This is a genomic window from Aquificaceae bacterium (assembly GCA_037722135.1).
Lineage (GTDB): Bacteria > Aquificota > Aquificia > Aquificales > Aquificaceae > Pampinifervens > Pampinifervens sericum.
In genome coordinates this window covers 1-25,149 of record JBBKAW010000050.1, presented here as the reverse complement: position 1 = coordinate 25,149, position 25,149 = coordinate 1, and the positions used below count along the sequence as shown (strand labels likewise).

Annotated in this window: 30 protein-coding genes and 2 tRNA genes; 10 read left to right on the top strand and 22 right to left on the bottom strand. The window is 43.4% G+C overall.

All coding sequences use genetic code 11. The features are described from left to right. A partial coding sequence (locus WKI49_03745; GenBank protein ID MEJ7621613.1) for a DUF3782 domain-containing protein occupies window positions 1–564 on the top strand: 564 nt, incomplete at its 5' end. Then, window positions 551–1,825, top strand: a complete 1,275-nt coding sequence (gene hemL, locus WKI49_03740) for a glutamate-1-semialdehyde 2,1-aminomutase (protein ID MEJ7621612.1) — start codon at window positions 551–553, stop codon at window positions 1,823–1,825. The genes WKI49_03745 and hemL, both read left to right, overlap by 14 nt. Here hemL and WKI49_03735 read toward each other — a convergent pair. The 7 genes from WKI49_03735 to WKI49_03705 form a co-directional block, all read right to left on the bottom strand. Beyond that, the gene (locus WKI49_03735; protein MEJ7621611.1) at window positions 1,817–3,445 is read right to left on the bottom strand and encodes a lytic transglycosylase domain-containing protein; all 1,629 of its coding nucleotides are present in this window, start codon (window positions 3,443–3,445) and stop codon (window positions 1,817–1,819) included. The two genes, hemL and WKI49_03735, sit on opposite strands and share 9 nt — an antisense overlap. 26 nt (window positions 3,446–3,471) lie before the next feature. Beyond that, window positions 3,472–3,879: a hypothetical protein gene (locus tag WKI49_03730; protein MEJ7621610.1), complete on the bottom strand. Its 408-nt coding sequence runs from the start codon at window positions 3,877–3,879 to the stop codon at window positions 3,472–3,474. Further along, complete coding sequence (gene rpoZ, locus WKI49_03725; protein ID MEJ7621609.1) at window positions 3,872–4,102, bottom strand: DNA-directed RNA polymerase subunit omega; 231 nt, start codon at window positions 4,100–4,102, stop codon at window positions 3,872–3,874. The genes WKI49_03730 and rpoZ overlap by 8 nt, the downstream gene beginning before the upstream one ends. 2 nt (window positions 4,103–4,104) lie before the next feature. Further along, complete coding sequence (locus WKI49_03720; GenBank protein ID MEJ7621608.1) at window positions 4,105–5,370, bottom strand: nicotinate phosphoribosyltransferase; 1,266 nt, start codon at window positions 5,368–5,370, stop codon at window positions 4,105–4,107. 9 nt (window positions 5,371–5,379) lie between these two features. After that, window positions 5,380–7,407: a DUF3536 domain-containing protein gene (locus tag WKI49_03715; GenBank protein ID MEJ7621607.1), complete on the bottom strand. Its 2,028-nt coding sequence runs from the start codon at window positions 7,405–7,407 to the stop codon at window positions 5,380–5,382. Beyond that, entirely contained in the window at window positions 7,404–8,354 is a 951-nt protein-coding gene (locus WKI49_03710; GenBank protein ID MEJ7621606.1) for an acetyl-CoA carboxylase carboxyltransferase subunit alpha, read from the bottom strand. Before WKI49_03710 ends, WKI49_03715 begins: the two co-directional genes overlap by 4 nt. A gap of 16 nt (window positions 8,355–8,370) precedes the next feature. After that, window positions 8,371–8,446: transfer RNA gene (locus WKI49_03705), tRNA-Val, on the bottom strand. Between the two features lie 19 nt (window positions 8,447–8,465). Between WKI49_03705 and gmk the strand changes: the two genes are divergently transcribed. From gmk to amrB, 4 genes are read left to right on the top strand one after another with little or no spacing between them, the layout of a single operon-like run. After that, window positions 8,466–9,104: a guanylate kinase gene (gmk, locus tag WKI49_03700; GenBank protein MEJ7621605.1), complete on the top strand. Its 639-nt coding sequence runs from the start codon at window positions 8,466–8,468 to the stop codon at window positions 9,102–9,104. Between the two features lie 18 nt (window positions 9,105–9,122). Next, a complete protein-coding gene (gene asd / locus WKI49_03695; GenBank protein ID MEJ7621604.1) occupies window positions 9,123–10,139 on the top strand; it encodes an aspartate-semialdehyde dehydrogenase in 1,017 nt (338 codons plus the stop codon). Window positions 10,140–10,141: 2 nt separating this feature from the next. Then, the gene (locus WKI49_03690; GenBank protein MEJ7621603.1) at window positions 10,142–10,558 is read left to right on the top strand and encodes a M67 family metallopeptidase; all 417 of its coding nucleotides are present in this window, start codon (window positions 10,142–10,144) and stop codon (window positions 10,556–10,558) included. Beyond that, the gene (gene amrB / locus WKI49_03685; protein MEJ7621602.1) at window positions 10,555–11,667 is read left to right on the top strand and encodes an AmmeMemoRadiSam system protein B; all 1,113 of its coding nucleotides are present in this window, start codon (window positions 10,555–10,557) and stop codon (window positions 11,665–11,667) included. Before WKI49_03690 ends, amrB begins: the two co-directional genes overlap by 4 nt. On the opposite strand, the gene WKI49_03680 is transcribed toward amrB, so the two are convergent. From WKI49_03680 to WKI49_03640, 9 genes are all read right to left on the bottom strand, one after another. Beyond that, window positions 11,664–11,951 carry a DUF503 domain-containing protein gene (locus WKI49_03680; protein MEJ7621601.1) on the bottom strand — a complete coding sequence of 96 codons (288 nt, stop codon included), beginning with the start codon at window positions 11,949–11,951 and terminating at the stop codon, window positions 11,664–11,666. The genes amrB and WKI49_03680 overlap by 4 nt on opposite strands. 121 nt (window positions 11,952–12,072) lie before the next feature. Continuing rightward, a complete protein-coding gene (locus tag WKI49_03675) occupies window positions 12,073–12,918 on the bottom strand; it encodes a fumarate hydratase (protein MEJ7621600.1) in 846 nt (281 codons plus the stop codon). Beyond that, the gene (locus WKI49_03670) at window positions 12,899–13,903 is read right to left on the bottom strand and encodes a malate dehydrogenase (GenBank protein MEJ7621599.1); all 1,005 of its coding nucleotides are present in this window, start codon (window positions 13,901–13,903) and stop codon (window positions 12,899–12,901) included. Before WKI49_03670 ends, WKI49_03675 begins: the two co-directional genes overlap by 20 nt. 12 nt (window positions 13,904–13,915) lie before the next feature. Beyond that, a complete protein-coding gene (locus tag WKI49_03665; protein ID MEJ7621598.1) occupies window positions 13,916–14,326 on the bottom strand; it encodes a hypothetical protein in 411 nt (136 codons plus the stop codon). Beyond that, window positions 14,323–16,299: an aconitate hydratase gene (locus WKI49_03660; GenBank protein MEJ7621597.1), complete on the bottom strand. Its 1,977-nt coding sequence runs from the start codon at window positions 16,297–16,299 to the stop codon at window positions 14,323–14,325. Before WKI49_03660 ends, WKI49_03665 begins: the two co-directional genes overlap by 4 nt. Before the next feature lie 42 nt (window positions 16,300–16,341). Further along, window positions 16,342–18,027 (bottom strand): excinuclease ABC subunit UvrC, encoded by a 1,686-nt coding sequence (uvrC, locus tag WKI49_03655; protein MEJ7621596.1) that lies wholly within the window; start codon window positions 18,025–18,027, stop codon window positions 16,342–16,344. 59 nt (window positions 18,028–18,086) lie between these two features. Then, complete coding sequence (locus WKI49_03650; protein ID MEJ7621595.1) at window positions 18,087–18,584, bottom strand: flagellin; 498 nt, start codon at window positions 18,582–18,584, stop codon at window positions 18,087–18,089. 65 nt (window positions 18,585–18,649) lie between these two features. Next, window positions 18,650–19,249 (bottom strand): hypothetical protein, encoded by a 600-nt coding sequence (locus WKI49_03645; protein ID MEJ7621594.1) that lies wholly within the window; start codon window positions 19,247–19,249, stop codon window positions 18,650–18,652. A 59-nt stretch (window positions 19,250–19,308) separates the two neighbouring features. Then, the gene (locus WKI49_03640; GenBank protein ID MEJ7621593.1) at window positions 19,309–20,100 is read right to left on the bottom strand and encodes a biotin/lipoate A/B protein ligase family protein; all 792 of its coding nucleotides are present in this window, start codon (window positions 20,098–20,100) and stop codon (window positions 19,309–19,311) included. A gap of 17 nt (window positions 20,101–20,117) precedes the next feature. Here WKI49_03640 and atpC point away from each other — a divergent pair, with 17 nt between their 5' ends. Genes atpC through WKI49_03625 form a run of 3 tightly spaced genes read left to right on the top strand, consistent with a single transcriptional unit; the run spans window position 20,118 to window position 21,791 of the window. After that, window positions 20,118–20,519 (top strand): ATP synthase F1 subunit epsilon, encoded by a 402-nt coding sequence (gene atpC / locus WKI49_03635; protein ID MEJ7621592.1) that lies wholly within the window; start codon window positions 20,118–20,120, stop codon window positions 20,517–20,519. Beyond that, window positions 20,506–21,210, top strand: a complete 705-nt coding sequence (locus tag WKI49_03630) for a methyltransferase (protein MEJ7621591.1) — start codon at window positions 20,506–20,508, stop codon at window positions 21,208–21,210. Before atpC ends, WKI49_03630 begins: the two co-directional genes overlap by 14 nt. 29 nt (window positions 21,211–21,239) lie before the next feature. After that, window positions 21,240–21,791: a DUF507 family protein gene (locus WKI49_03625; protein ID MEJ7621590.1), complete on the top strand. Its 552-nt coding sequence runs from the start codon at window positions 21,240–21,242 to the stop codon at window positions 21,789–21,791. Here the strand turns inward: WKI49_03625 and WKI49_03620 are convergent. Continuing rightward, on the bottom strand, window positions 21,788–22,390 hold the full coding sequence (locus WKI49_03620; GenBank protein MEJ7621589.1) for a M23 family metallopeptidase: 603 nt from the start codon (window positions 22,388–22,390) through the stop codon (window positions 21,788–21,790). The genes WKI49_03625 and WKI49_03620 overlap by 4 nt on opposite strands. 84 nt (window positions 22,391–22,474) lie before the next feature. On the opposite strand from WKI49_03620, the gene WKI49_03615 reads away from it, so the two are divergent. Beyond that, window positions 22,475–22,546: transfer RNA gene (locus WKI49_03615), tRNA-Ile, on the top strand. Here the strand turns inward: WKI49_03615 and WKI49_03610 are convergent. The 5 genes from WKI49_03610 to sucD form a co-directional block, all read right to left on the bottom strand. Then, entirely contained in the window at window positions 22,547–23,023 is a 477-nt protein-coding gene (locus WKI49_03610) for a YqaA family protein (GenBank protein ID MEJ7621588.1), read from the bottom strand. After that, on the bottom strand, window positions 23,023–23,778 hold the full coding sequence (locus WKI49_03605) for an MBL fold metallo-hydrolase (protein MEJ7621587.1): 756 nt from the start codon (window positions 23,776–23,778) through the stop codon (window positions 23,023–23,025). The genes WKI49_03610 and WKI49_03605 overlap by 1 nt, the downstream gene beginning before the upstream one ends. A gap of 1 nt (window position 23,779) precedes the next feature. Next, the gene (locus WKI49_03600; protein MEJ7621586.1) at window positions 23,780–24,001 is read right to left on the bottom strand and encodes a ferredoxin; all 222 of its coding nucleotides are present in this window, start codon (window positions 23,999–24,001) and stop codon (window positions 23,780–23,782) included. After that, a complete protein-coding gene (locus WKI49_03595; protein ID MEJ7621585.1) occupies window positions 23,965–24,183 on the bottom strand; it encodes a ferredoxin in 219 nt (72 codons plus the stop codon). Before WKI49_03595 ends, WKI49_03600 begins: the two co-directional genes overlap by 37 nt. Before the next feature lie 70 nt (window positions 24,184–24,253). Then, a complete protein-coding gene (gene sucD, locus WKI49_03590; GenBank protein ID MEJ7621584.1) occupies window positions 24,254–25,135 on the bottom strand; it encodes a succinate--CoA ligase subunit alpha in 882 nt (293 codons plus the stop codon). Between the last annotated feature and the right edge of the window lie 14 nt (window positions 25,136–25,149).

Below are 25,149 nucleotides of genomic sequence, written 5' to 3'. Positions count from 1 at the left end.
AGATGGGAAGAGCAAAACAAAAGATGGGAGGAACAAAGAAAACTATGGGAAGAGCAAAATAGAAGATGGGAAGAACAGCAAAGAAGATGGGAAGAGCAACAGAGAATAAACAGAGAGCTGATGGAGGAGATTAAGAAACTCCACAGGAAATACGACACGGGCATAGGGGCGTTGGGTGCAAGGTGGGGGTTAAGAGCGGAAAGCTCCTTTAGAGAGGCTATAAAAGGCATACTTGAAGAAGACTTTCCTGTGAAGGTGGAAAGGTATTTAGCTTACGACCAAGAGGGAGAAGTCTTTGGAAGACCAGACCAAGTGGAGCTTGACCTGATAATAAGGGATGGTAAAATCCTTATTGCGGAGATAAAGTCTTCAATGAGTAAGTCTGATGTGTTTGTTTTGAAAAGAAAAGTGGAGTTTTACAAAAAGAGAGAAGGCAAAGAGGTAGATAGGGTCTTGATTATATCCCCTATGGTGGACTCAAAGGCAATGGACCTTGCAAAGGAGTATGGCTTTGAGGTTTATTCCTACCCAGAAGATGTGGAGGGTCTAAATGAGGAACAGTGAGCTCTTTGAGAAGGCAAGGACACTTATGCCGGGAGGTGTTAGCTCTCCTGTTAGGGCTTTCAAGGCTGTAGGTGGAGAGCCTATAATAGTCTCAAGGGCTCAAGGTTCAAGGCTTTGGGATGTGGAGGGCAAAGAATACATTGACTTTCTCATGTCTTGGGGTCCTCTTATCCTTGGGCATTCCCATCCCAAGGTGGTGGAGGCGGTATGTGAACAAGCTAAGAAAGGTCTTTCTTATGGACTAACCAACGAGCATGAGATAACTCTTGCGGAGCTTGTGGTGTCCGCAATGCCTTCTGTGGAAATGGTAAGGTTTGTTTCCTCTGGCACAGAGGCTACCATGTCCGCCATAAGGTTAGCACGAGGATATACGGGAAGAAAATACGTGGTAAAGTTTGACGGATGCTACCATGGGCATGGGGATAGCCTTTTGGTGAGTGCTGGCTCTGGCGTTGCTACCCTTGGTATACCGGGGACGCCGGGAGTTCCAGAAGAGATAGCAAACCTTACTCTCGTGATTCCCTATAACGACACGCAGTCCCTTGAGGAGGTTTTTAGAAAGTATGGAGAGGACATAGCCTGTGTAATTGTAGAGCCTGTGGCAGGCAACATGGGGGTGGTTCTGCCAAAGCCGGGCTTCTTAGAGAAAATAAGAGAGATAACAAGAGAATATGGTGCCTTAGTCATATGCGATGAGGTCATAACAAACTTTAGACTGTCAAAGGGTGGCGCGCAAGAGCTCTTTGGCAGAGACCCAGACATTACCTGCATGGGAAAGATATTGGGCGGTGGTATGCCACTGGGAGCTTATGGAGGAAGAAAGGAAATAATGCAAAAGGTGGCGCCAGAGGGTCCTGTCTATCAGGCGGGGACGCTTTCAGGCAACCCTCTTTCTATGGTAGCAGGTATTGCAACCCTAAGTGAGCTTTTCAGTCTAAACCCATACGAAGAGTTGGAAAGGCTTACAAGAATGCTCACCAATGGAATATCAGAAATACTGCATAGAAAGGGTATACCCCACAGGATAAACCAGATAGCCTCTATGTTTACTGTTTTTTTCACAGAGGAAGAGGTCTATGACTATGAGACAGCCAAAAGGTCAGACAGGGAGATGTTTGGTAAGTTCTTTAGAGCTCTGCTTAGAGAGGGCATCCTAATTCCTCCTGCTCAGTTTGAGGCATGGTTTCTTAGCACAGCACACACAGAAGAAGACATACACCTGGCTCTTGAGAAGATAGACAAGGCAGTGGCATCACTTTAAAAGCTCTGAGTATACATAGTAGTTATAAAGCACCCTTTTTACATAGTCCCGAGTTTCTCTAAGAGGTATTGTCTCTATAAAAAGGTATTGGTCTTCGTGTTGGACCCACCTTCTTACTCTTCCAGGTCCTGCATTGTAGCTGGCAAGGGCTCTTACAAGGTCACCCCTCCACTGGTCAAGGAGGTATCTCAAATAAGCAGTGCCAAGCATTATATTGGTTTCTGGGTCATAGATGTTTCTTATTCTTATGCCTTCTCTTCTTGCCACATACTGTGCAGTGCTATCTAATAACTGCATAAGCCCTCTGGCATTTGCCACAGAGACGGCGTAAGGGTCAAAAAGGCTTTCCTGCCTCATAACTGCGTATATTAGAGCACTCTCTACAGAATACCTTTCTGAGACTCTTTCTACGATATTTCTATAAGGTTTCGGAAAGGCTACCGCATTATATACAAAACTACCATAGCCGTATTTTCTGACCGCAAGCCTTATGGCAAGATGTGGGTCAAAACGTGATATGGCTATTACGTCAGAGGAGCTAATATCCTTTAGCCTTCTAAAAGCCTCAAGCCTTGCATACTCGGGAAAACCAGCTTCCCGTATGGCTCTTATTGTCCTTGCGGTTTTTGGAAAGCTCTCATCTTCCATCACCACTCTCATTGCTCTGCTTGCCACCGGAAGACCCAACATGGAACTGGCAACCGCATGATAAAAACCAGTGCCGTTGGAAGCCCTTATAAGATATTCTCCCGCATCCTCCCTTCCTAAAAGCAAAGCACTCTTGTATGCCCAAAAGTTGCCAGCGGACATTTCTTCTCTACTTTGAGTGTTTCTCGTTGAGTTTAAAAAGTATTCAAAGGCTTTTACATAGTCCCCGACTGCGTAGTAGGAAAGTCCAAGGTTAAAATCTCTTCTATGAGATGGCTCCATACGGATAAGGTAGTTTATTGCTTCGTAGAAGTTTCCTCTATGCATGTTTAGTCTTCCAAGTCTAAAAAGAGCATCTGAAAGAAGGCTCTTATCCTTGATGGATGATAAGGTTTCCTCAACCTCTGCCCTTTGCCCCCTCTCGTATTGCATTACAGCCAGCTCAACCCTTGCTCTATCGTTTTCACACCTTTGAAATATCTCAAAAGCTCTGTCGTTTTCCCTAAGAGACCTTAGGGACATACCAAGCATGTAGCAAACCTTCTGAAAATCCATACCCTCAAGAAGCGAAACCACCTCTCTGTAATACCTTCTCCTAAAGAGTTCTTCTGAGGCGGATAAAGCCTCTTCTGGAGTTAGCCTTATGTTAGGTATAAACTCCCTAAATAGCACAGGAGATTTTAAAAAACCCACTTTTGGGTCTAAGTTTAGCTCCTTCCAAAGCCTGACATACTCACCCCTTAGGTCGTTTCTGAGGTTTCTTGGGTTTATATCCATTAAAAGCCTGCTGGCGGACTGCCTTCTTCCTGCCTTTAGCTCATCTTGAGCTAATAAAAGCCTTAGGTCGTTCACAAAGACCGCATCTGGGTATTCTTTTAGTATCCTATATCCAATTGAGGTATCCCTTTTATCCATATATCTTAAAAGAAGTCCATACTCTGGCGGTAGTTGTGCAAGTGCAATTAGAGGCACAATCAAAAGTATAAGTAAGACCAACATTAGCTTATGTAGGTAATTATTAGCAGGATTATTACACCAAAGATGAGGTTTACCCACATGAGGTTGGGAATGTGTGAAAGTCTGTTTCTCTTAAAAAGGAAAAAGTAAATGTATGTAAACACAAGGGTCATAAGAGCAAAGAGGAAGAGCTTTGTATGAAATAGAGGATTGTCGGAAAAATCCCTCCTATAACCATGCCATAGACCCATACCCGTTATGAATAAAACAAGTATGGAAAGCCACACCATAGGAAAGAATTTTGAAAACACAGAACGAAGAAGTTTTTGTCTGTGGTCTTCACTTGGAAGTTCCTTGAGAGATGGCTTTAGGAAGAGTAGGCTGTATACCATTCCACCTATCCATACAACAGCAAAGAAAATATGAAGGAACTCCAAACTTTTAATCATTCTCAGAACCTCTCCTCAACTTTACCACACGAACCTTGCCTTGAGCTATGTCCTCTATGGCTTGGAAGGTTTTCTTTATAAGCTCACCTCTCGTCTTGTCCCTTATAAATATATCTTCTCCCCTTTCCAGTAGCTGGCGTGCCCTTTTTGCAGCAGCGTGCACAAGTTCATACCTTGAAGATACCTTCTTAAGTGCTTCTTCTATGTTGGGTCTCCTACTCATCTTTAAGCCTCCTTTAATAAAACATTATAATCCCTTTTCTCGCTTATGGACTTTAACTCTTCAGGCAATTTGGAAAGCTCATTGAAAAAGGTCTCTCTTATCTCTTTCAAAGTAGGCAGTGGCTTTGTAAGGTTTCCCTCTTTGAATACAAGCTCCACAAGCCCTCCCTCTCTGTAAGGAATAACCTCATCATAGCACATAAGACCATTTTCATAATGCCTTATGACTTGTCTTTTGTAGGGAAAGGTTTGCTTTCCAGGGCTTAACTTAAACTTTGGCTTTCCTTCATATTCCACCAGCTTGTAGGCTATATCAAGATAGGGAGCATCCGCAGAGGTCAAAACCTTAGTGCCAACGCCAAAGATATCCACCGGTGCACCCTTTGATACAAGTTTGTGTATGTCCTCTTCATCAAGCCCACCACTTACCACTATCTTTACATCCCCAAAGCCTTCCCTTTGGAGAAGCTCTTTTACCTTTACACATTCCTCAAGCAGGTCTCCACTGTCAATCCTTACTCCCACAACCTTTATACCCTCTTTCATCAACCTTATAGCCTTTTTTGCCCCCTCAAAGGTGTCATAGGTGTCTATAAGAAACACCGTCTTGTCTGGAAAGCTCCTTGCAAAAGCCCTAAAGGCTTCTTCCTCTTCCTCAAAGACCATTACAAAGGAGTGTGCCATAGTGCCAAAGACGGGAATTCCGTATTTCCTTCCCGCTTCAAGATTTGAAGTGCCAGCAAAGCCTGTTATGTAGCAAGCCCTTGCTCCATAGAGACCTGCGTCAAGCCCATGTGCCCTTCTTAAACCAAAGTCCACAAGAGCCTTGCCCTTGGATGCTATGTAGCACCTTGCGGTTTTTGAAGCAATAAGCGTATTGTAATGCACTATGTTTATAACAAGGGTTTCAAGGATTTGCACCTCTGGTAGGGACCCTTCTATCTGAACAATTGGTTCATTCTGAAAGACTATCATGCCCTCCCTTATAGCGTAGAGGTTTCCCCTAAACTGATACTGCTCCAGATAATCCAAAAACCAGTCCTTAAAGAGGTTCAAAGACTTTAGATACCTTAGCTCCTCACTACCAAACTTAAACTCCCCAAGAGCCTCAATAAGAGGCTCAAGTCCACAGGAAACGAGAAAGTTTCTGTTTTTTGGAAGTTTTCTCACAAAAAGGCTAAAGACCGCCCTACCTACTTTGTTAGTTTCAAGGTAAACTTGAGCCATTGTAAGCTCATAGAGGTCCGTAAAGAGCCCCTTTGCCCTCATGGTAGTATTTTACTCAAAGTCCAAAAGACTAAGAACTTCTTGGCTTAGCCTTCCTCTATTTTCCCACGCCCAGTTTTGAAGCTCCCACAGGTTTACCATAAGGTCATACTTCCCAACCTCTCTGTTGTAATCTTTAACAAAGTCCGCTATCTCTTTTGCTTCTCCTTCTGACAAGCCTGTAAGTATCTTCCTGCTTATGTATCTTTCTATCCAAAACTTAACATGCTCATCCCTTATATCAAGGTTAAGACTTTCCGCCTTTTCCAACACCTTTTTAACCTCATCTACAGGAGCAAGCCTTTTAAGAAGAAGATAGAGCTTTAAGCGAAGGTATGCTTTTACCTTATCTTCTATCAAAATGCCTGCCTCAAAATATCTGCCTTGTGCGTGGAAAAGCAAGTTCTCAAGTAGGAGTTCGTAGCTTTCGGTAAAACTCACATCTCCCTCAAGATATGCAAAAGCCCATTTATCCAATAGCCAACTGAGAAAAGGTTGAGGCACATGGACAAGATTAAACTCTTTTAACTCCTCCAAGGCTTCAAACTCCTCTTCTGTTTCCATATCCTTGATGTAGACCTTCCAAGGCTCAAAGCCTTCCACCTTATAGTAAAAATTTCCCAATATTCCCTCCTGAGGTATAACATCTGACAACTCAAGGACGGTTATGGAAGATACTAACCGCTCCTTTGAGACCCTTTGAGGCAGGACAAGACTTTGCCACACCCCAAGACCATTGCCATAGGATTGTAGATTGCTTGGAGCTTCAGAAAGCACGCTGAGAAATCTCTCTTCAAGCTCTCTATCACCAATAAGGTCAATGGCTTTTTTTGCAAAGAGTAGGTTCTTTACAGCTTCTATGCCAGAGATTTCTGCAAAAAACCAGCCATCGGAAGAAAAGGCATAACTTATGTATTTGTAAGCGTATAAATGCTTAAACAGTTCCACTCTCTCCTCTTTGTTAAGAGGTCTTTTTGCCTTGTTTTGGAGATATTCCTCTTTTGAACCTCCAAGCAGTATATCTACAAAGTCAAAAAGGGCACTCTGTGGGTCTTTTGTATACTTTTCTAAAACTCTAAACAGTCTTTCCCTTACCTCTGACCTCACTATCTCAAGAGCTTCCCTCATGGGTCCTCTCCACTTTTGATGCCAACCGGGAAGCCCACCAGTGGAACATCCACAGTCAGACCTCCATCTTTCTATGCCATGAGCACAACTCCAAGAGGTAAACTCCCATATGTCTGTCTCTCCTTCTGGATGCATGGTTTCATGTATTTCCTCAAGACTTTTAATATTTGGATAGTTCTCTATAAGGTAAGCGAGACCCATCTCACCAAACTTTTTGTGATGACCAAAAGTCTCGCCGTCCACCGCAATAAGGGTAAGACCTTTTTTTGCACTTGCTCTTCTTATAACCTCATCCATTTTGTTTATAAGCTCTCCAAAGGCTATACCGTGAGAAAGCTCTCCATCGTAGACAAAGATATCTATATGACCTTCTGGCATATGGAGTCTAAGGTAGTTTCCCTTTGTTTTGACCTGATGTGGTGCAAGTATGAGGTATTTTATGCCATGCTTTAGCAAGAGGGAAAGGGTTTTTCTATCTACCGCAAGTTCAGGAAGCCAAAAGCCAGAGGGTTTTCTTCCAAACACCTTCTCAAAGGCTCTTATACCCCAGACTATCTGGACCTCTCTATCCTCCTCTGGGTCAAGAGGTAGTATAGTGTGGTTAAAGCTCGTGGCTATAGCCCTTTTACTTGCAGTTTTGAGCCTTTGAACAAACCAAGGCTTTTCCCTAAGAAGCCAAGAGAGAAGACTGTAGGTGAAGTTAAAACTTATATGTTCGTAGTTGTTTATCACCTTTAGTATCTTACCCTCTCTTCTATAGTGTGCGTAAAGGTTTGGAAGATAGGATTCTCTGAATATTCTCTCGTTCCAATTCTCAAAAGGTTGGGCAGATTCCTCTATGGGCACAAGACCAAGGTATGGATTTTCTCTTGGTGGTTGATGAAAATGGCAATGTATACAAAGAAAGTTCATAGCTCCACAAAAACCCCCATCCTCTCAAACTTTCTGACCCTTTCCTGCACTAACTCCTCGGGTTTCATTTGTAAGAGTTCTCTCAGGCATTTTCTTAAGACGTATTTTAGCACCCTTGCACTTCTTTTGTGGTCCCAATGGGCTGAACCAAGAGGCTCTGGCACTATGGCATCTATAACTCCAAGCCTTAGAAGGTCTTGGGCTGTGAGCTTGAGGGCTTTTGAGGCTTCCTTCACCTTGCCTTGGTCCTTCCAAAGTATTGCCGCACAGCCTTCAGGAGATATCACCGAATAGACCGCATTTTCTAACATAAGCACCCTATTGGCAACTCCAAGAGCAAGGGCACCACCAGAGCCACCCTCTCCTATTATCACCGCAATACTTGGAACTTTCAAGTAGCCAAAGGTATATAGACTTTGGGCTATGGCTTCAGACTGTCCCCTCTCTTCCGCACCTATACCCGGATATGCTCCCGGTGTGTCTATGAGCGTTATAACAGGCATACCATACTTTTCCGCCAACTTTGCTATCCTTATAGCCTTTCTGTAGCCTTCGGGATGAGGCATGCCAAAGTTCCTTTCCACCTTCTCCTTTGTTGTCCTACCCTTTTCTTGACCTATCACTGCCACAGGGAAAGCGTCAAAGTAAGCAAAACCAGCCACTATGGACTTGTCATCCCCAAAACACCTATCTCCATGAAGCTCTATGAAGTTTTTGAATATGAGGTTTATATAGTCAACTGCGTGTGGTCTTTGAGGATGTCTTGCAAGGAGAACCCTCTCCCAAGGGTCAAGTTTTGAATATATCTCTTTGCTCTTTTTTAAGAACTCCCTTTGAGCTTTTCTGAGCTCCTTTTCCCTCTCTCTGTCTCCAAGACTGTATAGTCTTTTGAGTTGCTCAACCTTTTGGTATATCTCTTGAAGCTCCCTCTCAAAATCCAAAAACATCTTGAAGATTATAACATGGTAGGCGCGGGCGGATTTGAACCGCCGACCTCTGGCGTGTCGGGCCAGCGCTCTGCCAGCTGAGCTACGCGCCTTATGAGTTATAATTATAACATGCTCTTTGTCCTTTCCGCACCTTCTGGCACGGGTAAGACTACAGTAGCGGATAGACTTCTCAAAAGCTGTCCAAAGGTAAAGAGGATAATAACCACAACCACAAGACCACGAAGGGAAGGAGAGGTGCATGGTGTGGATTACATATTCATAGATAGAGAAGAGTTTGAGAGAAAGATAGAGGAGGGCTATTTTCTTGAATACGCCAATGTTTATGGACACTACTACGGCACACCTAAGGACCAGGTCCTTAAGAATGAGGAAGAAGGCATAGATTCCCTTCTTGTTATAGATGTGCAAGGTGCAAAGAAGGTAAAGGAGGTCTATCCAGAGAGCGTGCTTATCTTTCTTATGCCACCAAGTATTGAAGAATTGAGGAGAAGGCTCTTAGGTAGAGGCTACGGTAGGGAAAACTTAGAGCAGAGGCTTCAAAAGGCTGAAGAGGAGATAGCCTGTGCAAGACACTTTGACTATATAGTGGTAAACGAGTTTATAGACAAGACCGTTGAAGCTCTTCACATGATAATAGTTGCTCACAGGTATAGACGGGAAAACTTTCTAAAGAAGCCTAACGTAAACGATGAGGTCATAAGTCGTATTCTCAGCGAGGTCTCTTGTAAGAGCTTTGAGTCTCTATAATGGGATATAATTTAACCTATGGGATACAGGGTAGCGGTAGTTGGTGCAACGGGTGAAGTAGGAAGGGCTTTCCTAAAGGTTCTGGAAGAGAGAAACTTTCCCGTGGATGAGCTGTTCCTTTTTGCCTCAGAGAGGTCCGAAGGGCTTGAGCTTACCTTCAAGGGTGAAAGGTTAAAAGTTCAGGCACTTAATAAGGTCGCCGACTTTAAAGGCATAGATATAGCACTTTTTTCTGCGGGCTCTTCCATAAGTAAGGAGTATGCACCGAGGTTTGTCTCTGATGGTGCGGTTGTTATAGATAATTCCTCTGCCTGGAGGCTTGACCCAGAAGTGCCTTTGGTAGTGCCAGAGGTAAATCCAGAAGATGTCAAAGACCACAAGGGTATAATAGCCAACCCTAACTGCTCTACCATACAGATGCTTGTAGCACTAAAGCCCATATACGATGCGGTTGGGATAGAAGCCATAGTGGTCTCCACCTACCAGTCAGTGTCCGGTGCAGGTGCAAAAGCCATAAGGGAGCTTCAAGAACAAACAAAGGCATGGTGCGAAGGAAAAGAAATACCACCAGCAAAGACACTGCCAAAAAGAATAGCCTTCAACGTAGTGCCACAGATAGACATTTTTACAGAAAACGGATACACAAAGGAAGAGTTAAAGATGCTAAACGAGACCAGAAAGATACTCCATGACCCCCATATAAGGGTCTCCGCAACCTGCGTAAGAGTGCCGGTCTTTTATGGACACTCAGAGGCGGTAAGCGTCAAGTTAAAGTCCGAACTATCTCCAGAGTCCGCAAGGGAGATACTAAGCAAGGCAAAAGGCGTTGTAGTGGTGGACAATCCCGTAGAGGGTCAATATCCTCTTGCAATAGAGGTGGCAGGAAAAGATGAAGTCTTTGTGGGAAGGATAAGAAAGGATTTGGTCTTTGAGCCGGGGCTTTCCATGTGGATAGTGGCGGACAACATACGCAAGGGTGCAGCTACCAACGCAGTGCAGATAGCAGAACTTCTAACCCAATACGCTATGGTGTAAAGATGCTAAGGATTAAAGGCTCTGCTCTTCAGAAGGCTATAGCACAAGCGGAGAGAGATTACCCTTATGAAACCTGTGGTCTTCTTTTAGGAAAAGTGGAAGGAAACCTAAGGACTGTCTTTGGAGTATATGAAACACCTAACGCAAACCCTGACAGAAAACATGACCGTTATGAGATAGCACCAGAAGATTACCTAAAGGCTGAAAAAAAGGCAAAAGAGTTTGGGCTTGAGATAGTGGGCGTATACCATTCCCATCCCGACCATCCAGATAGACCTTCTCAATTTGATGAGGAAAGGGCTTTTGAAGGCTTTTCTTATCTAATACTTTCTGTAAGCAAAGGCAAGGTGGTCTCCTACAGAAGCTGGGAGCTTGTTGACCAAAAGTTTAGAGAGGAAGAGATTTTAATATTTGGATGAAGCCAAAAATAAGACCCATTGAAGTAATTCCTCAAGGCAAGTCCTTCTGGCTCAAAGACCCAATGGGAATATCCGATGGTCTTTTAGTGTCTTACCATGCTCTCCTCCTTTTATCCCTTATGGACGGAACAAGAGAGCTTGAGGAACTAAGAGCTGAATTTTTCAAAAGGACTGGCATAATCCTTAGAGAGCAAGAGCTCAGGGAGTTTATTGAGCTTCTTGAAAAATCCCTTCTGTTGGAGGGAGAGAACTTTCAAAATACCCTCAATTCCATGCGTCAAGAAATGCTCCGCAAAGGCGTAAGACCCATGTCCCATGCGGGTGAGGTATACCCTGAGGATGCAGAAAGTTGCAGAACCTTTCTCATGGGAGAGGAAAAGGAAAAGAGAGACCTGTTAGGACTTATGGTTCCTCATATGGACTTAAGAGTTGCAAGGAAAACTTACTGGGAGGGTTATGGAAGGCTCAAGGCGGACAAAAGGCTTGTGGTAATATTAGGCGTTTCCCACTATTGGCATGAGATGCCCTTTTCTGTCTTACCCCTCCATATGGAAACGCCCTTTGGCATACTTGAAACAAGAAAAGACCTGCTTGAGAAACTGCAATCCTTCTACAGCTTTGACATAACTCACGACCTTTTTTCCTACAGACAAGAACATTCCATTGAGTTTGCCTCAATTTATGCAAAAATGCTCTTTCCAGAGTCAAAGGCGTTAGCCCTTATAGTTTCCTATGGAGATAGAGACTTCCTAAAAACCCTTGCGGAAAACCTCTTAAGGGTAATAGACAGAGAACTTCACCACACCCTTATAATTTCAAGCGTTGACCTAAGCCATGTGGGAAAAAAGTTTGGAGATATGCAAAGTTATGACCCTTCCTATAGAGACAGGAAATACCTTGAACTTTTACAAAATCTCAAAGGAGATGATGCTTTTGAACTGCTCCAAGAGACTAAAAACTTCACACGCATAGACGGTCAGTATACAAATCTTGTATTTTCCCATATGTTAAAGAAGGCAGGGCTTGAGAAGGGTGAGCTTTTTGATTACAGCTTCTACTATGAAGACCTTACAGACTCTATAGTTTCCTACGCAAGCATGGGCTTTTAGAGGAATAGGTATTCACTCTTAAGCTCAAGTATAAACTCTGGGTAGTGCCTTTCAAGTAGCTTTTTCACACCGCTTAGGGTGTTTTCCGCCAAAGACTTTTCATGAGAAACACATACAAAGGCAAGGCTTGACCTCTGCCACAGGTCGTGGTAGTCTACTTCCGCCACAGAAACATTAAAGGAAGACCTCACCTTATCCTTTATAGACCTTAGGTAGTGCCTCTTTTCCTTTAAAGAACAATTTTCTGGAAAGAAGAGCTCTACCCTTAATAGACCTAACACCATGGCACGAATTTTCTAACTATTTAATAGGCAAATTCTTCTTATCTCCTTAACAATCTAAAGGCAAACCCACTTAGAAATATGACCGTTATAAGTCCTATAAAAGCCAAGATTAGGATGTATTTCACAGCTCTATCTCCGCATGCCTGTTTGCATGGCATTGGATGTTTACCGCCACTGGGAGAGAGGCTATGTGGCAAGGGTAAAGCTCCACCTTTACATCCACTGCGGTCACAGTTCCACCAAAGCCCATAGGACCCCAACCTATCTTGTTTATTTCCTCTATAAGCTCCTCTTCTATTCTCTTGGCTACAGGGTCTTTACTTCTTTCTCCCACTGGTCTGAGGAGTGCCTTCTTGGCAAGCAAGGCACAGTATTCAAAGGTGCCACCTATTCCTACACCGACGGTGAAGGGTGGACAGGCATTGGGACCAGCGAGCTTTACCGTCTCAAGGACAAACCTTTTTACACCCTCCCAACCATCTGCAGGTTTTAGCATGGCAAGGCGTGAGGTGTTTTCTGAGCCTGCACCCTTTGGTGCAAAGGTGAGCTTTAACCTATCTCCAGGAACTACCCTATAGTGTATTACCGCAGGAGTGTTGTCCTTTGTGTTTTTTCTTTCAAAAACAGGGTCATAAACCATAGAAGCCCTAAGATAGCCCTCTGTGTAAGCTCTTCTTACTCCTTCGTTTATGGCATCTTCAAGAGACCCACCCACCACATGGACATCTTGACCTATCTCCACAAAAACCACCGCCACACCCGTGTCTTGACAGTATGCCATCTGCTCCTCTCTTGCGGACTTTATGTTTAGGAGTATCTGGCTGAGGACCTCTCTTCCTATTTCAGATTCTTCTTTCCTTATGGCACTTTGATAGGCAAGCTCCACGTCCTCTGGAATTTCGTAGTTAGCCTTTATGGCAATCTCCCTTACCGCCTCTACTATTTGGTCATAGTGCACTTCTCGCATTTAACAGCTCCTCCACTATGGCTATGTTTTTCCTTACAGATTCCACCGACCTCTTCCACATCTCACGCTCTTCCTCTATCATAGGTATTTTAATCACTTCTTCTACTCCGTTGTTGCCCAATTTTACTGGCACGCCCACACACAAGCCTTCCGCCTCGTAATACTTGCCCACCTCTCCATCCAAATACACAGAACATGGCAGTATTCTCTTGTTGTCTGTCACAATAGCCTCCACCATTTCCACTATAGATGCAGCAGGTGCGTGATAAGCAGAAGTTCCCATAAGGTCTACTATCTCACCACCACCAAACTGAGTCCTCTTTATAAGCTCTTGGATTTTCTCCTTTGGTAGCATATCCTTTAAAGGTATGCCTCCCACGTTAGAAATAGATATGAGAGGAACCATTTCATCACCATGACCACCTATAACATAAGCGTTTATATCCTGTGGCGATATACATATTTCCCTTGATATAAAGGTTTTGAAGCGAGCAGAGTCAAGCACACCAGCCATACCCATAACCCTGTTTTTCTCAAAGCCAAGAATTTTATATACCGCATAGGTCATAAGGTCTACCGGGTTGGTAACTACTATAACTATAGCCTTAGGTGCGTATTCCTTTATTTTGCCTGCTATAACCGAGAGGATGGAGATGTTTTTTTCCAGTAGGTCTTCCCTTGACATGCCAGGTCTTCTTGGAAAGCCAGCGGTTATAACAATAAGGTCGCTGTCCTTTAAGGCTTCGTAGCCTTCACCTTCTGGTGTTACTGTATAGCCTTCCACTCTTCCGTTAATGTTCAATGCGGAAAGCATTTGCTGAATGTCAAGGGCTTTGCCTTTAACGGGCTCAATTATTCTGTCTCCATCCTTCTTTGGCAGGTCAAACATACGCACATCCACAAGACCTCTCAAAGCCAAAAGGCTTGCGGTATGCTCACCTACATTCCCTGCACCTATTACAGACACCACCTTGCGTAGCTTCATGGTAACCCTCCTTTACAGCATGTTATACTTCCTTAGGATTTCATACACCTTCTTGTCTTCTTCTGCGAGGCTTTTTAAAGCTTCAAGAAAAGCTTTGTCCTTATCTTCCAGCTTCCTTATTTTATCCTCAAAAGGCTTTAGTGTAGTTCTTCTGTCCCATATGGCAAAGCCTATAGTAGCCACCGTTATGGTAGTAAATATGCCAGTAATTATCCACAAAAAGTTGAAAAGCATGTCTATCTTGCGGTTTACTTCGTCTATACGCTTGTTCATTTCCTCAAAGCGAGTATCCACACTTTTACTGAGAGCTTTTAGCTCTGCCTCCATTCTAATGAGCCTATCTCTGTCCTCTAAGGTAAAAGGCACTTCCTTTGCTTGCACTACGCTAAGGCACAAAACCAGGGCTAAGAGCCACTTGCTCATACTTCCACCTTTTGTTTTTTCTTTATCCAATTAAGCAGTCCACCTGCCAATAGCACAGAAACTTGCTTAGGTGTTAGGCTGTATTTGCATACTATCTGCTCTCCCGTGGTCTTGTTTATAACCACCACCTCCTGTCCAGCCCGTAGTCTTTGAGTGAGCTCTGGTATTTCTATCTCATCACCCAGAGAGAACTTGCTGTAGTCCTCTTTGTTTACAAATTCCAAGGGCACTATGCCAAAGTTTACAAGATTTGCATGGTGTATCCTTGCAAAAGACTTTGCTATAACCGCACGCACTCCAAGAAATCTGGGAGCAAGTGCTGCATGTTCTCTGGATGAGCCTTGACCGTAATTTTCACCACCTATTATTATGTTGGCTTTTCCTTTCTCATCCCTTATCTTCTTGGCTCTTGAGACGAACTCTGGGTCTACGTAGTGGTAAACATACTCGCTTATGGCGTAGATGTTAGACCTAAGGGGTAGTATTTTTGCACCTGCGGGCATTATGTGGTCTGTGGTTATGTTGTCTCCCACTATAAGGCTTACTTCTCCCTCTATGAGCTCTGGCATTTCGTCAAACTCAGGTAGAGGCTTTATGTTTGGACCTCTGTATATTTCCACCTTTCTCGCCTCTTCTTCAGGCAGTGGTGGTATAAAGGCTTCATCGCCGTATGGAAATCTTTCTGGTAGCTCCACTCTTATCCACTTTATACCCTCTCTCTCTGCTAATTTTCTTGGGTCTATTATCTCTCCCGCTATGGCACAGGCTACACAAACCTCTGGAGATGCAAGGTATACTTTCGCATCGGGCGTGCCAGACCTTCCTTCAAAGTTTCTGTTAAAGCTCCTAATGGACACTCCACCGCTTGGTGGCGCGTATCCCATACCTATGCATGGACCACAGGCACTTTCCAATATCCTCGCTCCTGCCTTTAGAAAGTTAAGGAGAATACCATTCTGAGTTATAAGCTCAAGGGCTTGCTTTGAGCCAGGGGCTACCGCAAATATAACATCTGGATGAACCTTCCTTCCTTCAAGCATCTTGCCTGCTCTTGTAAGGTCCACAAAGGAGGAGTTTGTGCAAGAGCCTATTACTACCTGGTCTACCTTTATACCTTCCACTTCTCTCACAGGCACCACATTGTCGGGTGAATGAGGGCAGGCTATTAGTGGTTCAAGCTCAGAAAGGTTTATCTCAATTACTTCATCATACTCCGCATCTGGGTCTGGCAAAAGCTCTATCCAGTCCTGCTCCCTGCCTTGAGCTTTAAGATACGCCCTTGTTATCTCATCAGATGGAAATATAGAAGTGGTTGCACCAAGCTCCGCTCCCATGTTGGTTATGGTTGCCCTCTCTGGCACAGAAAGCTCTTTTATACCCTCTCCAAAGTATTCAAAAATCTTTCCTACACCACCCTTTACCGTTAACCTTCTTAAGAGCTCAAGAATTATATCCTTTGCGGTTACCCACTCTGGCATCTTACCAGTTAGCTTTACACCTACTATCTTTGGCATTTTTAGATAAAAGGGTTCACCAGCCATCGCCGCAGCCACGTCAAGACCACCCGCACCTATGGCTATCATACCCACACCGCCAGAGGTAGGTGTGTGAGAGTCTGAGCCAAGAAGTGTTTTTCCAGGCTTTGCAAACCTTTCCACATGAACTTGATGACATATACCATTACCGGGTTTGGAAAGCCATATGCCATACCTTTTGGCAATGCTCATAAGATATTTATGGTCATCTGGGTTTCTAAAGTCCGTTTGTAGCATATTGTGGTCTATGTAGCTAACAGAAAGCTCCGTTTTGACCCTATCCACTCCCATTGCTTCAAACTGGAGATAAGCCATAGTTCCAGTTGCATCCTGTGTGAGGGTTTGGTCTATCTTTATGGCTATCTCCTCACCGGGTATTAGCTTTCCGCTCACAAGGTGCTCCTTTAGTATTTTGTAAGCGACTGTTCCCTTTGCCATGCGTGCCTCCTTTCAAAAGGTGATGATTTATATTATACCTTTTTAATCTTTGAGATACCTTTCTACTTCCTGCTTGAGAGTGGGGCTTATACCCAGCCTCCTTAAAGTTCCCTCGTCCGCTTTTAGAAACTCGTATAGGTTTTCAAAATTCCTGTATATGAGCCTTTTCTTTACTTCTCCTATACCTTTCACCTTATCCAAGGTGTCCTTAAGACCCTCCTTTAGTCTTAATTTCCTATTGTAGGTAAGTGCAAACCTGTGTGCCTCGTCCCTAATTAGCCCAAAGACTCTGTATAAAATAGGATGTTGGGTCAGCCTTACTTCTTTTCTTTCCTCCGAGATAAGAATTTCCTCCTCCTTTGCAAGGGCATAGACCTTTATTGGTAAGGAAAATTTGTCTCTCACTCTTATAGCAACATTGAGCTGTCCGTAGCCTCCGTCTATGAGCCAAAGGTCTGGCATTTTTTCCTCGCCTTCCTTTAGCCTTCTTGCTCTCCGTGAAAGGACTTCTTCCAAAGCTCTATAGTCATCTATCCCTTCAAAGCTCTTTATTCTGTATCTTCTATAAGCTCTTTTGTTCATGCTTCCCCTTTCCCACACTACGCAAGAACCAACAGTGTATTCACCATAAAAGTGAGAAATATCAAAACCCTCTATTCTCTCTGGCATTGGAATGCGTAGCACCCTATGAAATTCCTCCCTAAGAACCACAGGGTCAAGATGGTGTCCAAGGTTTTCCCTTATGAGTTCCTCAAGCTCTGGGCTTATATCCCTTCTTAGCTCAAAGTTTCCTCTTTGAGAGAGCCACCATAGGGTTTCCTCCGAAAGTTCAAAGTTCACAAGCAGGTTTTGAGGCAAAGGGCTCGTGTAGTAAAATCCCAGCAAAAACTCCTCAAGCTCTTCTTCCCTCTCAAGGACAAAAACTTGCTTGTCCACAAGCCTTCCAGACCTAATGAGAAAAACACCCAAAACCCTACCCATAGCGTAAAGAATATCCGCATTACCATATTCAAGCCCAGAGACCCTTTGACCCTTAGAGAGGTTTTCCAAAGCCTGTATTTGGTCTCTTAGCATGGCACATCTTTCAAAGTTAAGCCTTTGCATTTCCTCTTCTATTTTTTGGTATAGCTCCTCTAAAACTTCGCTCACCTCTCCAGATAGCAGAGCAATAGTGGATTTTACCGACAGCTTATAAGATTCCTTGTCTATAAGACCACAGCAAGGTCCGGAGCAAAGTCCAAGATGATAATCCATACAGGGTTCTTTTCTTTCTGGCATTGGGTCGCAAGTCCTGAGTTTAAACAATTTGTGGATAAGTCTTTTCACCTTTTTAGCCTTTGAGGTGCTAAAGAAAGGTCCAAAAAGCTGTCCTCTGTGTTCTGTGCCTCTTACCACTCTTACAGTAGGATATGGCTCATCGGTCAATAAAAGTAGAGGATAGCCACCGCCATACTTGTGGAGCACATTATAACGAGGTTTGTGGAGTTGAATAAGGTCTACTTCCAGCGTTAAGGCTTCAAAGGTGTTGCGTGTTATAACCCACTCCACGGAAGTGGAGTTTTCTATAATAGCTTTTTCCTTGCTGTCCTTTTCCGCCAGCTTGTAGTGTTGAAGGAGCCTATCCCTAAGGTTTTTTGCCTTACCTATGTATATGGGTCTGTTGCCCCTTTTGAAAAGGTATACGCCAGGTTTTTCTGGTGCCTTTTGAAGTTCCTCAAGGCTTAACATCAAGGTAAATATATAACTCCAAAAAGCGCTTTTCCATAACCTGTTATTTAGACTACTTCTTACTTTAAGTATTTAAGTATACTCATATCCTTTTGGTCTGCTATTATACGCATAAGAGCTTCATAAGCAATCTTGTAGCGAGTATAGTCCATTATGCTTTGAGACAGCTCTGCATCCTCAAAGTCGGATTTCTGTTTGTTTAGGTTGTCCCTGAGATTTTCCTGCACAGGCTGGAGGTTTTTGACTTGAGATAGCACACTGCCTACCTGAGACCTTCTATAAGAAACTCTATCAAAGGCTCTTTGCAAGAGCATGAGGTCAGAATCATCAGGATAAAGCGAAGAGCTAAGCTTGTTTCCAATCCTTTTGACCGCTTGTAGCACATTGGGAGAATAAAAATCTGACGCACCCACATCAAAGTCTCCCCCGCTTATATTAAGAACCGCAATATCTTTGCTTATATCCACAGGCATGAGCATGAGAGAATATGTTCCATCTGGATTTTGACTAACCCTCGCCTGAAGAAGGTTTGAGTAGTTAGAGTTTATAAACTCCACAAGGTCGTTAAGGCTTTGGCTTGTAGTGTAATTTATGTTAATAGCTGTTTTCCCTACACTTACGTTTAGTGTGCCAGGTCAAGTAAGTTTTTATAGTCCCTGCCCTTTGCATAAGTTTGAGCGTAGCCGATGAGTATTTCTTGGTTTATCTGAGCCAGCTTTTTTAACAGGGTATTTATCTTGTTTATGTATTGCCTCATATCGTAGTCTGTGCTGTTGAGATACCTTTCCATATCTTTTTTTCTATCCCTGAGGTAAAAAATAAGACTTTGTGCGGAATTTAATAATTCACTTCTTGCACCCTCATTGGTAGGTTCTTTCATAAGATCCTGATAGGCGGTAAAAAAGCGGTTTATATATTCGCTACCGCCGAGCCCCTCAGTAAACTCCTGAAAAAGGTTCTCCACTTGAGAGTTTCCCTTTATAGCAGTGTCAAGGGTAGAAACTGTGGAGAGCTTTTGATTTCTCAAAGACATGTAATAGAAATTCTGACTTCTTATTATGTCTTCCAACCTTATACCCGCAGGAGCAAAGCTCTTTACCGCTGGGTCTTCTTGGGCATAATCTGGATTGTTGGCATTGAGTATGTTCCTATTTCTTATGTCCGCAGACTTCCTAAAAAGCTCAAGTCCTTGAGCTACTATTCCAAAGGTGGCACCAAACATACAAACCTCCCTCTTAATAGTATCGTAAAACAGAAGCTAAAGTTTAGCAATATTTTCTCTTAACACCGTGGCACATACACACCCTCTCTTATCTTTATAAGGTGATGTCTTCTTCCTGTGTCCTCAAAAAGGGTTTCTTCAGAGCTCATCTCTTCTCTTAACCTATCCGCAAACTCAATGGCTTCCTGTGGAACTTCTTCGCAGACCTCAAGGCTAAAATCCTTTGAAAACTCTTCAAGGAGAGCTTCTGTGACCTCTCTTGGACTAAAAACCCTACACAGCTCCCTTTCTAACCACGATATGTTTTCCCAAAGGCTTTGCCTCACCTTCTCCCTCGTATGCTTGTTTGGAAGATTAAAAAGCTCTGCCATAAGGTCTGGGTCAAACCTAAGGAGTATGTTCCCTACAAAAACGAAAAACTTTCCTATATCTCCAGCTCCCTGACCGCTTATCTTCCTCTGAGATGATTTAACAACAAGGTCATTTATAGGTTTGTATTCCACCTCAAGCCCAAGCCTTGCATAAGCCCTTATAACAGGTTGTGAAAGCTTTCTATAGGCATCTTCTACCTTGAAAGGAACAACCTCTTTGGGAAGTATGAGTTGATAAAAAACCTGACCCGGTGATAGCAAGACCGCACCACCACCCGTTTGCCTTCTTATGATACCTATACCCAAATCCTTGCATTTTTTAAGGTCTATAAGCTCGTAGGCTCTGTCAAAATAGCCAAGGCTTATGTATGTATCTTCTGGTTCGCAGATTATAAGACCTTCGTATCCCAACAATGCCATAGCATGGAAAAGCGTAGTGGATAGCATGCGAGGAAGTTTGCCAAGAAGATAAGCCTTCATGGTATAATTTTAGCACCATGATTAAAGTGGAAATAGTCACACCTCAAGGACTTCATTTTTCAAGGGATGTTAACTCTGTAAACATACCTACCGCAGAGGGTGAGATAGGGGTGCTTGAAAAACACATGTATCTTATGACCATGCTAAAACCGGGACTTGTCTACTTTGACGGGAAGCAAGAAAATGGCATTGCGGTAACCTACGGCTTTGTGGATGTAACACCTGAAAAGGTTATCATTCTTACAGAAGAAGCCTACAACATAGGAGAGATTGACCCAGGTAAAGAAAAGGAGCTTTTTGACCAGGCAATGAGGAAGCTGGCAACCGCTCAAACCATGGAAGAAATAGAAGAATTAGAGAAAGCAAAGGAAAAGGCAAGAACTCTGCTTGAGCTTTTTGAGAGGTTTGGAAGAGTCTAAGGAATTTGAGTTTTTTAGAGGAAAAGTAAGGTTTAAGCAGACAAGGAAACACAGACTATCAATAGTAGAGATACTTTTCGTAGCAAATCTTAAAGGCATAAAAAGAAACTCAAAAGTTCTTGACCTTGGTGCAGGCTTTGGCACTCTTTCCATACTAATTTCTCTCAAATACTCTTGCCACGTTTGGGCTATAGAAAGGGACCCCCTTATGCTTCAGCTTCTCAGAGAGAATATAAAGCTCAACAAACTTGAGGATAAAATACATATTCTTGACCTTGACCTAAAACATGCACACAATTACATAAGGGCTCAGAGTTTTGATGTGGTGGTTGCCAATCCACCCTTTTATAAGGGCACAGCTTCAAACAACGTATATCATCATGAAACAGACACAAGCCTTGAAGATTTTATAAGAACCGCAGGCTTTTTGCTTAGAGATGGTAGACATTTTAACCTTTTAGTAGCTTCAAATCGCCTTGTAGAAGCTATCCTTTTTATGAAAAAGTATCGCTTAGAAGTAGAGTCTTTGAGGTTTTTTTATCCAAAGCTAAGTAAGAATGCGAAAATAGTGTGTATACATGCACTAAAGAACCTAAAACCTGTCCCTGTTGTTGAAAAACCCTTGATAATTAACGAAGAAAATGGCGAATACACACAAGAAGTCAAAAACCTTCTTGAAAGTTTTCTATGATATAATTGATAAGATTTAGGAGGTTTAGTATGAGGTTGCCTGAGAAACTCGTAGAGAGAATAGCGGATAGAATAATAAGGGAGCTTTATGAAAAGGAGAGAATTATAGAACCAGAAGACCCATACATCTTTAAGAAAAGGATAATAGCCATATTTAAAGAAGCGGAAGAACAGGAGAGGATGCTTGATGAAAAGACTAAGGAAATCCTCAGGGAAAAGCTGGAGCTTCTTGAAGAAACCAGCCTTGACTATAGAACCGCGTATAAAGCGGTCAGAAGTAAACTTGCAGAAGAGATGAACATACACACTTCAAGAAGGGAAAGGATGAACCAAATAGCACACAAAATAAAGGACATGATAATGGAAGACCCTCAAGTGGAAATATACGAAGAGCCAAGCGTAATAAGAAACAGGATAAGGGAGATTCTCATGGAAGCTGTTAGAGAAGAGGAGGAAATAGACAGGGAGGTAAGGGAAAGGATAAGGTCTTACTCAAAGAGGATAGTGGAAGGCACTCCCGAGTGGAACCATCTCTACAGAAGAATATACGAAGATGCGCTAAGAAGAAGAGGTCTACTCTAAGGCAGGTAGGCTATAGGGTTTTGTCTAACTCCGTATTTTAGAACTTCGTAATGGAGATGTGGTCCAAATGCCCTACCGGTGGTCCCCACGTTTCCTATTATCTGACCCTTTACAACTCTGTCTGAGTAAGAAACCTTTATGTCCGATAGGTGTGCATAAAGGGTTGCAAAGCCATAACCGTGATAAATGATAACTGTTTTTCCGTAACCTCTTATCCATCCTGCGTATATTACCCTACCATCGGATGTAGCAACAACGGGTGTTCCATAGGGTGCGGATATATCTATACCAGTATGAAATTCTCTCCTTCCACCAAGTGTCCGCCAGCCATAGTCTGAAGTTATAACGCCTACCACCGGCCATATGTCTGGCTTTACTGTTTCTACGGTTTTAACGTTGAGAAGCTCTCTCATGGCTTCTTCCACAGACATCTCAATAGCTATAATTTTGCTAACCGTATCTACGTCAAAAAGTTCCTCATCAAGTTCATTATTTTGGTAAGAGACCTCTGAAGGACCACCTATGCCTAAAGGAGACGCATCCATTATTGGCTTGCAAAGAGCTCCCACCAGGGCAAAGGCAAGGACAAATCTTTTCATGGCACTACCTCCCTGGTTAAGTTTCCAAAACTCTACCATAGAGTTGCAAAGATTGTCAAGAGGTTTTATAATATTTTTACTGTAGGGTGCGTAGCTCAATGGCAGAGCGGGCGGCTCATAACCGCCCGGTTGGGGGTTCGAGTCCTCCCGCACCCATTAGTTTATAAATTTCCCAAGCACATCACCAAAAAATACAAATATGCCTATCCTAATAGCCCTTGCAATAAGGCTTGCCAAAAGAAAGCTCCAAACTGGCATATGAAAGAGTCCAGCAAGCCAACAAACGAGCTTGTATGGTTCGCCTATAAGCACCGCCCAAAAGCCATACCTATTAAAAAGAGCTTCCCCCTTGAGGTAGAGTCTCTGACCGAAGAGTTTCTTTACAAAGGTTTCTCCAAGAATTTTAGCAAGATAGTAGGCTACGATAGCACCAAGTATATTTCCTACAAAGGAGACAAGCCCTGCCACATAAGGACTTAGATTAAAAAGAGGAGCACTCACTATAAAGGGATAGGGTGGCACTGGTTGAATTATGGACTCTGTAAAGGATAGTATAAAAAGTGCAGTATAACCATGTTCTTGGACGAAGTTCTCCGCCCATCTTTTCAGTTCTGGGAACAGGTGCTCTAACATTAGAGCACCACCTCCATAAAATCTTTGGCGGATACCACTGGTATTCCGTATTTTTGAGAAAGCTCCTCTGCAACCCTTTCTGGGTCATACTGCAGAAGGAACTCATACCCAAAGTGGGTTAGGATGACCCTTTTAGGCTTTAGAACAGATATTAGCCTTTCTGCGTCTTCAACGGTAAGGTGGTCTATAGGCTTTGTTTTCCTGTAAAGGGTTGTGTTGATTATCATAACTTCCACATTGTGCGGGTAGAGTTTTAGCATTCTGTCCTCGTATAAGGCACAAGAGACATACAGAATTCTATCGTTGAAGAGCAAGGCATAGGTTTCTGCGCCATGATGGGTATGTTTCATTACCGCTTTTACACTCACTGACTTGTAGGAGAGCACCTCACCCTCTTTTAGAAAACCTTCTAAGGCAAGTCTTTCTCTTATAAAGGGAAGAACAACTCTGTGATGACCTTCAAAAGCAGAGCGTGGAGCAAACAAGGCTACGTGCTTTAGCTTTCCTCCATCCGTGGCAGATTCTATTACAGAGTTTACGTCGGAAGAGTGGTCAAGGTGTATATGAGACAAGACTACAAGGTCTATGTTTTTTGGGTCTATACCAAGTTGGTGAAGATATACAAAAGCACCAGGACCTGGGTCTACGTGCACCAGTGAGCCAGATAAAAAGAGTAGAAAGCCCCCAGACCTTCTTAAAAATCTAAAAACGCTTGCTCTACCACCTGCAGTCCCCAGAAAAAGTATCTTATCCAACTTAGTATAGGATTATAGAACCACTTGGACAATCTTCTGCGGTTTGTAAGAGCTTATCATACACCTGCTCTATGGGGACTTTTATCATAACAAGGGGGATACCATCCCCCCTGTTGACAAAGATTTCTGGCAACCTGTCGTAGCACAGCTCGCAAGCGGTGCACGTATCTACGTCAATTTTTATGCTTATATTTCCTCGGTTATGATGGACCCACTGGGACATTCGTCGGTAACCTCTTTGACTTCGTTTTCAAGTTCCGCTGGCACTACCATCCATCCGTCTGCTCCTGGGCTTACCACTTCCGCTATTCCATCGCCTCTGTTTTTGTAGACCTCTGGCACTCTATCGTAGCAAAGCTCACATGAGGTACAGGTATCTGGGTCAACTTTTGTCCTCAAAGCCATATTAACACCTCCTACGAGTTTTAGAATTTATTAAAGTATATCACAAGTTTCCTTTGCTGAATGAACTTAATCACATTTTTCCTAAAGTCTCCGCCACAGTTTTACCTATAAAGGCGGGGTTTTCTATCACCGTTACGCCTGCTTCCCTTAAGGCTTGCATCTTTGCCTGTGCAGTGCCTTTGCCTCCGCTTATTATAGCACCTGCATGTCCCATACGTCTTCCCGGTGGTGCGGTTATACCTGCAATATAAGCAAATACTGGCTTTTTCACATGCTCTTTTATATACTCCGCAGCCTCCTCTTCCGCAGTTCCCCCTATTTCTCCTATCATAAGTATAGCCTCTGTTTCTGGGTCTTGGTTAAACATGGCTATGACGTCTTTGTGAGAAAGTCCATGAACTGGGTCTCCGCCTATTCCTACCGCAGTGGACTGCCCAAGCCCAAACTGAGTGAGCTGATAGGATGCTTCGTAGGTAAGCGTCCCACTTCTTGAAACTATGCCTATAGAACCTCTCTTGAAGATATGCCCTGGCATTATACCCACCTTTGCCTCGCCTGGGGTTATCACTCCTGGGCAGTTTGGACCTATAAGCTTGGCGTTGGGGTAGTTTTTCTTCATGTAGTCCTTTACCATCATCATATCTCTTACCGGTATACCCTCCGTGATACAGACCACGAGCTCTATGCCTGCATCAAGAGCTTCCACTATGGCATCTCCTGCAAAGGCTGGTGGAACAAAGATAAGGGAGCAGTTGGCGGATGTTTCTCTTACAGCCTCTTCTACGGTGTTGAAAACGGGTATACCCTCTACAGACTGACCACCTTTGCCAGGAGTAACACCTGCCACTACCTGAGTGCCATAGGCTTTGCATTGGATAGCATGGAAAGAGCCTTCCTTTCCCGTTATGCCTTGAACCACTACTCTCGTGTTTTTGTCTACAAGGATTGCCATGACTTAACCTCCTT

Bases quoted from the DNA above. Each gene is read 5' to 3' on its own strand.
- WKI49_03730 (MEJ7621610.1), bottom strand. From the start codon at position 3,879: ATGATTAAAAGTTTGGAGTTCCTTCATATTTTCTTTGCTGTTGTATGG.
- WKI49_03660 (MEJ7621597.1), bottom strand. From the start codon at position 16,299: ATGGCAAAGGGAACAGTCGCTTACAAAATACTAAAGGAGCACCTTGTG.
- sucD (MEJ7621584.1), bottom strand. From the start codon at position 25,135: ATGGCAATCCTTGTAGACAAAAACACGAGAGTAGTGGTTCAAGGCATA.
- WKI49_03680 (MEJ7621601.1), bottom strand. From the start codon at position 11,951: ATGGTGTTAGGTCTATTAAGGGTAGAGCTCTTCTTTCCAGAAAATTGT.
- rpoZ (MEJ7621609.1), bottom strand. From the start codon at position 4,102: ATGAGTAGGAGACCCAACATAGAAGAAGCACTTAAGAAGGTATCTTCA.
- gmk (MEJ7621605.1), top strand. From the start codon at position 8,466: ATGCTCTTTGTCCTTTCCGCACCTTCTGGCACGGGTAAGACTACAGTA.
- WKI49_03690 (MEJ7621603.1), top strand. From the start codon at position 10,142: ATGCTAAGGATTAAAGGCTCTGCTCTTCAGAAGGCTATAGCACAAGCG.
- WKI49_03665 (MEJ7621598.1), bottom strand. From the start codon at position 14,326: ATGAGCAAGTGGCTCTTAGCCCTGGTTTTGTGCCTTAGCGTAGTGCAA.
- amrB (MEJ7621602.1), top strand. From the start codon at position 10,555: ATGAAGCCAAAAATAAGACCCATTGAAGTAATTCCTCAAGGCAAGTCC.
- WKI49_03720 (MEJ7621608.1), bottom strand. From the start codon at position 5,370: ATGAGGGCAAAGGGGCTCTTTACGGACCTCTATGAGCTTACAATGGCT.
- hemL (MEJ7621612.1), top strand. From the start codon at position 551: ATGAGGAACAGTGAGCTCTTTGAGAAGGCAAGGACACTTATGCCGGGA.
- asd (MEJ7621604.1), top strand. From the start codon at position 9,123: ATGGGATACAGGGTAGCGGTAGTTGGTGCAACGGGTGAAGTAGGAAGG.
- WKI49_03625 (MEJ7621590.1), top strand. From the start codon at position 21,240: ATGAGGTTGCCTGAGAAACTCGTAGAGAGAATAGCGGATAGAATAATA.
- WKI49_03620 (MEJ7621589.1), bottom strand. From the start codon at position 22,390: ATGAAAAGATTTGTCCTTGCCTTTGCCCTGGTGGGAGCTCTTTGCAAG.
- uvrC (MEJ7621596.1), bottom strand. From the start codon at position 18,027: ATGTTAAGCCTTGAGGAACTTCAAAAGGCACCAGAAAAACCTGGCGTA.
- WKI49_03610 (MEJ7621588.1), bottom strand. From the start codon at position 23,023: ATGTTAGAGCACCTGTTCCCAGAACTGAAAAGATGGGCGGAGAACTTC.
- WKI49_03600 (MEJ7621586.1), bottom strand. From the start codon at position 24,001: ATGTCCCAGTGGGTCCATCATAACCGAGGAAATATAAGCATAAAAATT.
- WKI49_03595 (MEJ7621585.1), bottom strand. From the start codon at position 24,183: ATGGCTTTGAGGACAAAAGTTGACCCAGATACCTGTACCTCATGTGAG.
- WKI49_03645 (MEJ7621594.1), bottom strand. From the start codon at position 19,249: ATGTTTGGTGCCACCTTTGGAATAGTAGCTCAAGGACTTGAGCTTTTT.
- WKI49_03715 (MEJ7621607.1), bottom strand. From the start codon at position 7,407: ATGAACTTTCTTTGTATACATTGCCATTTTCATCAACCACCAAGAGAA.
- WKI49_03670 (MEJ7621599.1), bottom strand. From the start codon at position 13,903: ATGAAGCTACGCAAGGTGGTGTCTGTAATAGGTGCAGGGAATGTAGGT.
- WKI49_03675 (MEJ7621600.1), bottom strand. From the start codon at position 12,918: ATGCGAGAAGTGCACTATGACCAAATAGTAGAGGCGGTAAGGGAGATT.
- atpC (MEJ7621592.1), top strand. From the start codon at position 20,118: ATGATTAAAGTGGAAATAGTCACACCTCAAGGACTTCATTTTTCAAGG.
- WKI49_03710 (MEJ7621606.1), bottom strand. From the start codon at position 8,354: ATGTTTTTGGATTTTGAGAGGGAGCTTCAAGAGATATACCAAAAGGTT.
- WKI49_03640 (MEJ7621593.1), bottom strand. From the start codon at position 20,100: ATGAAGGCTTATCTTCTTGGCAAACTTCCTCGCATGCTATCCACTACG.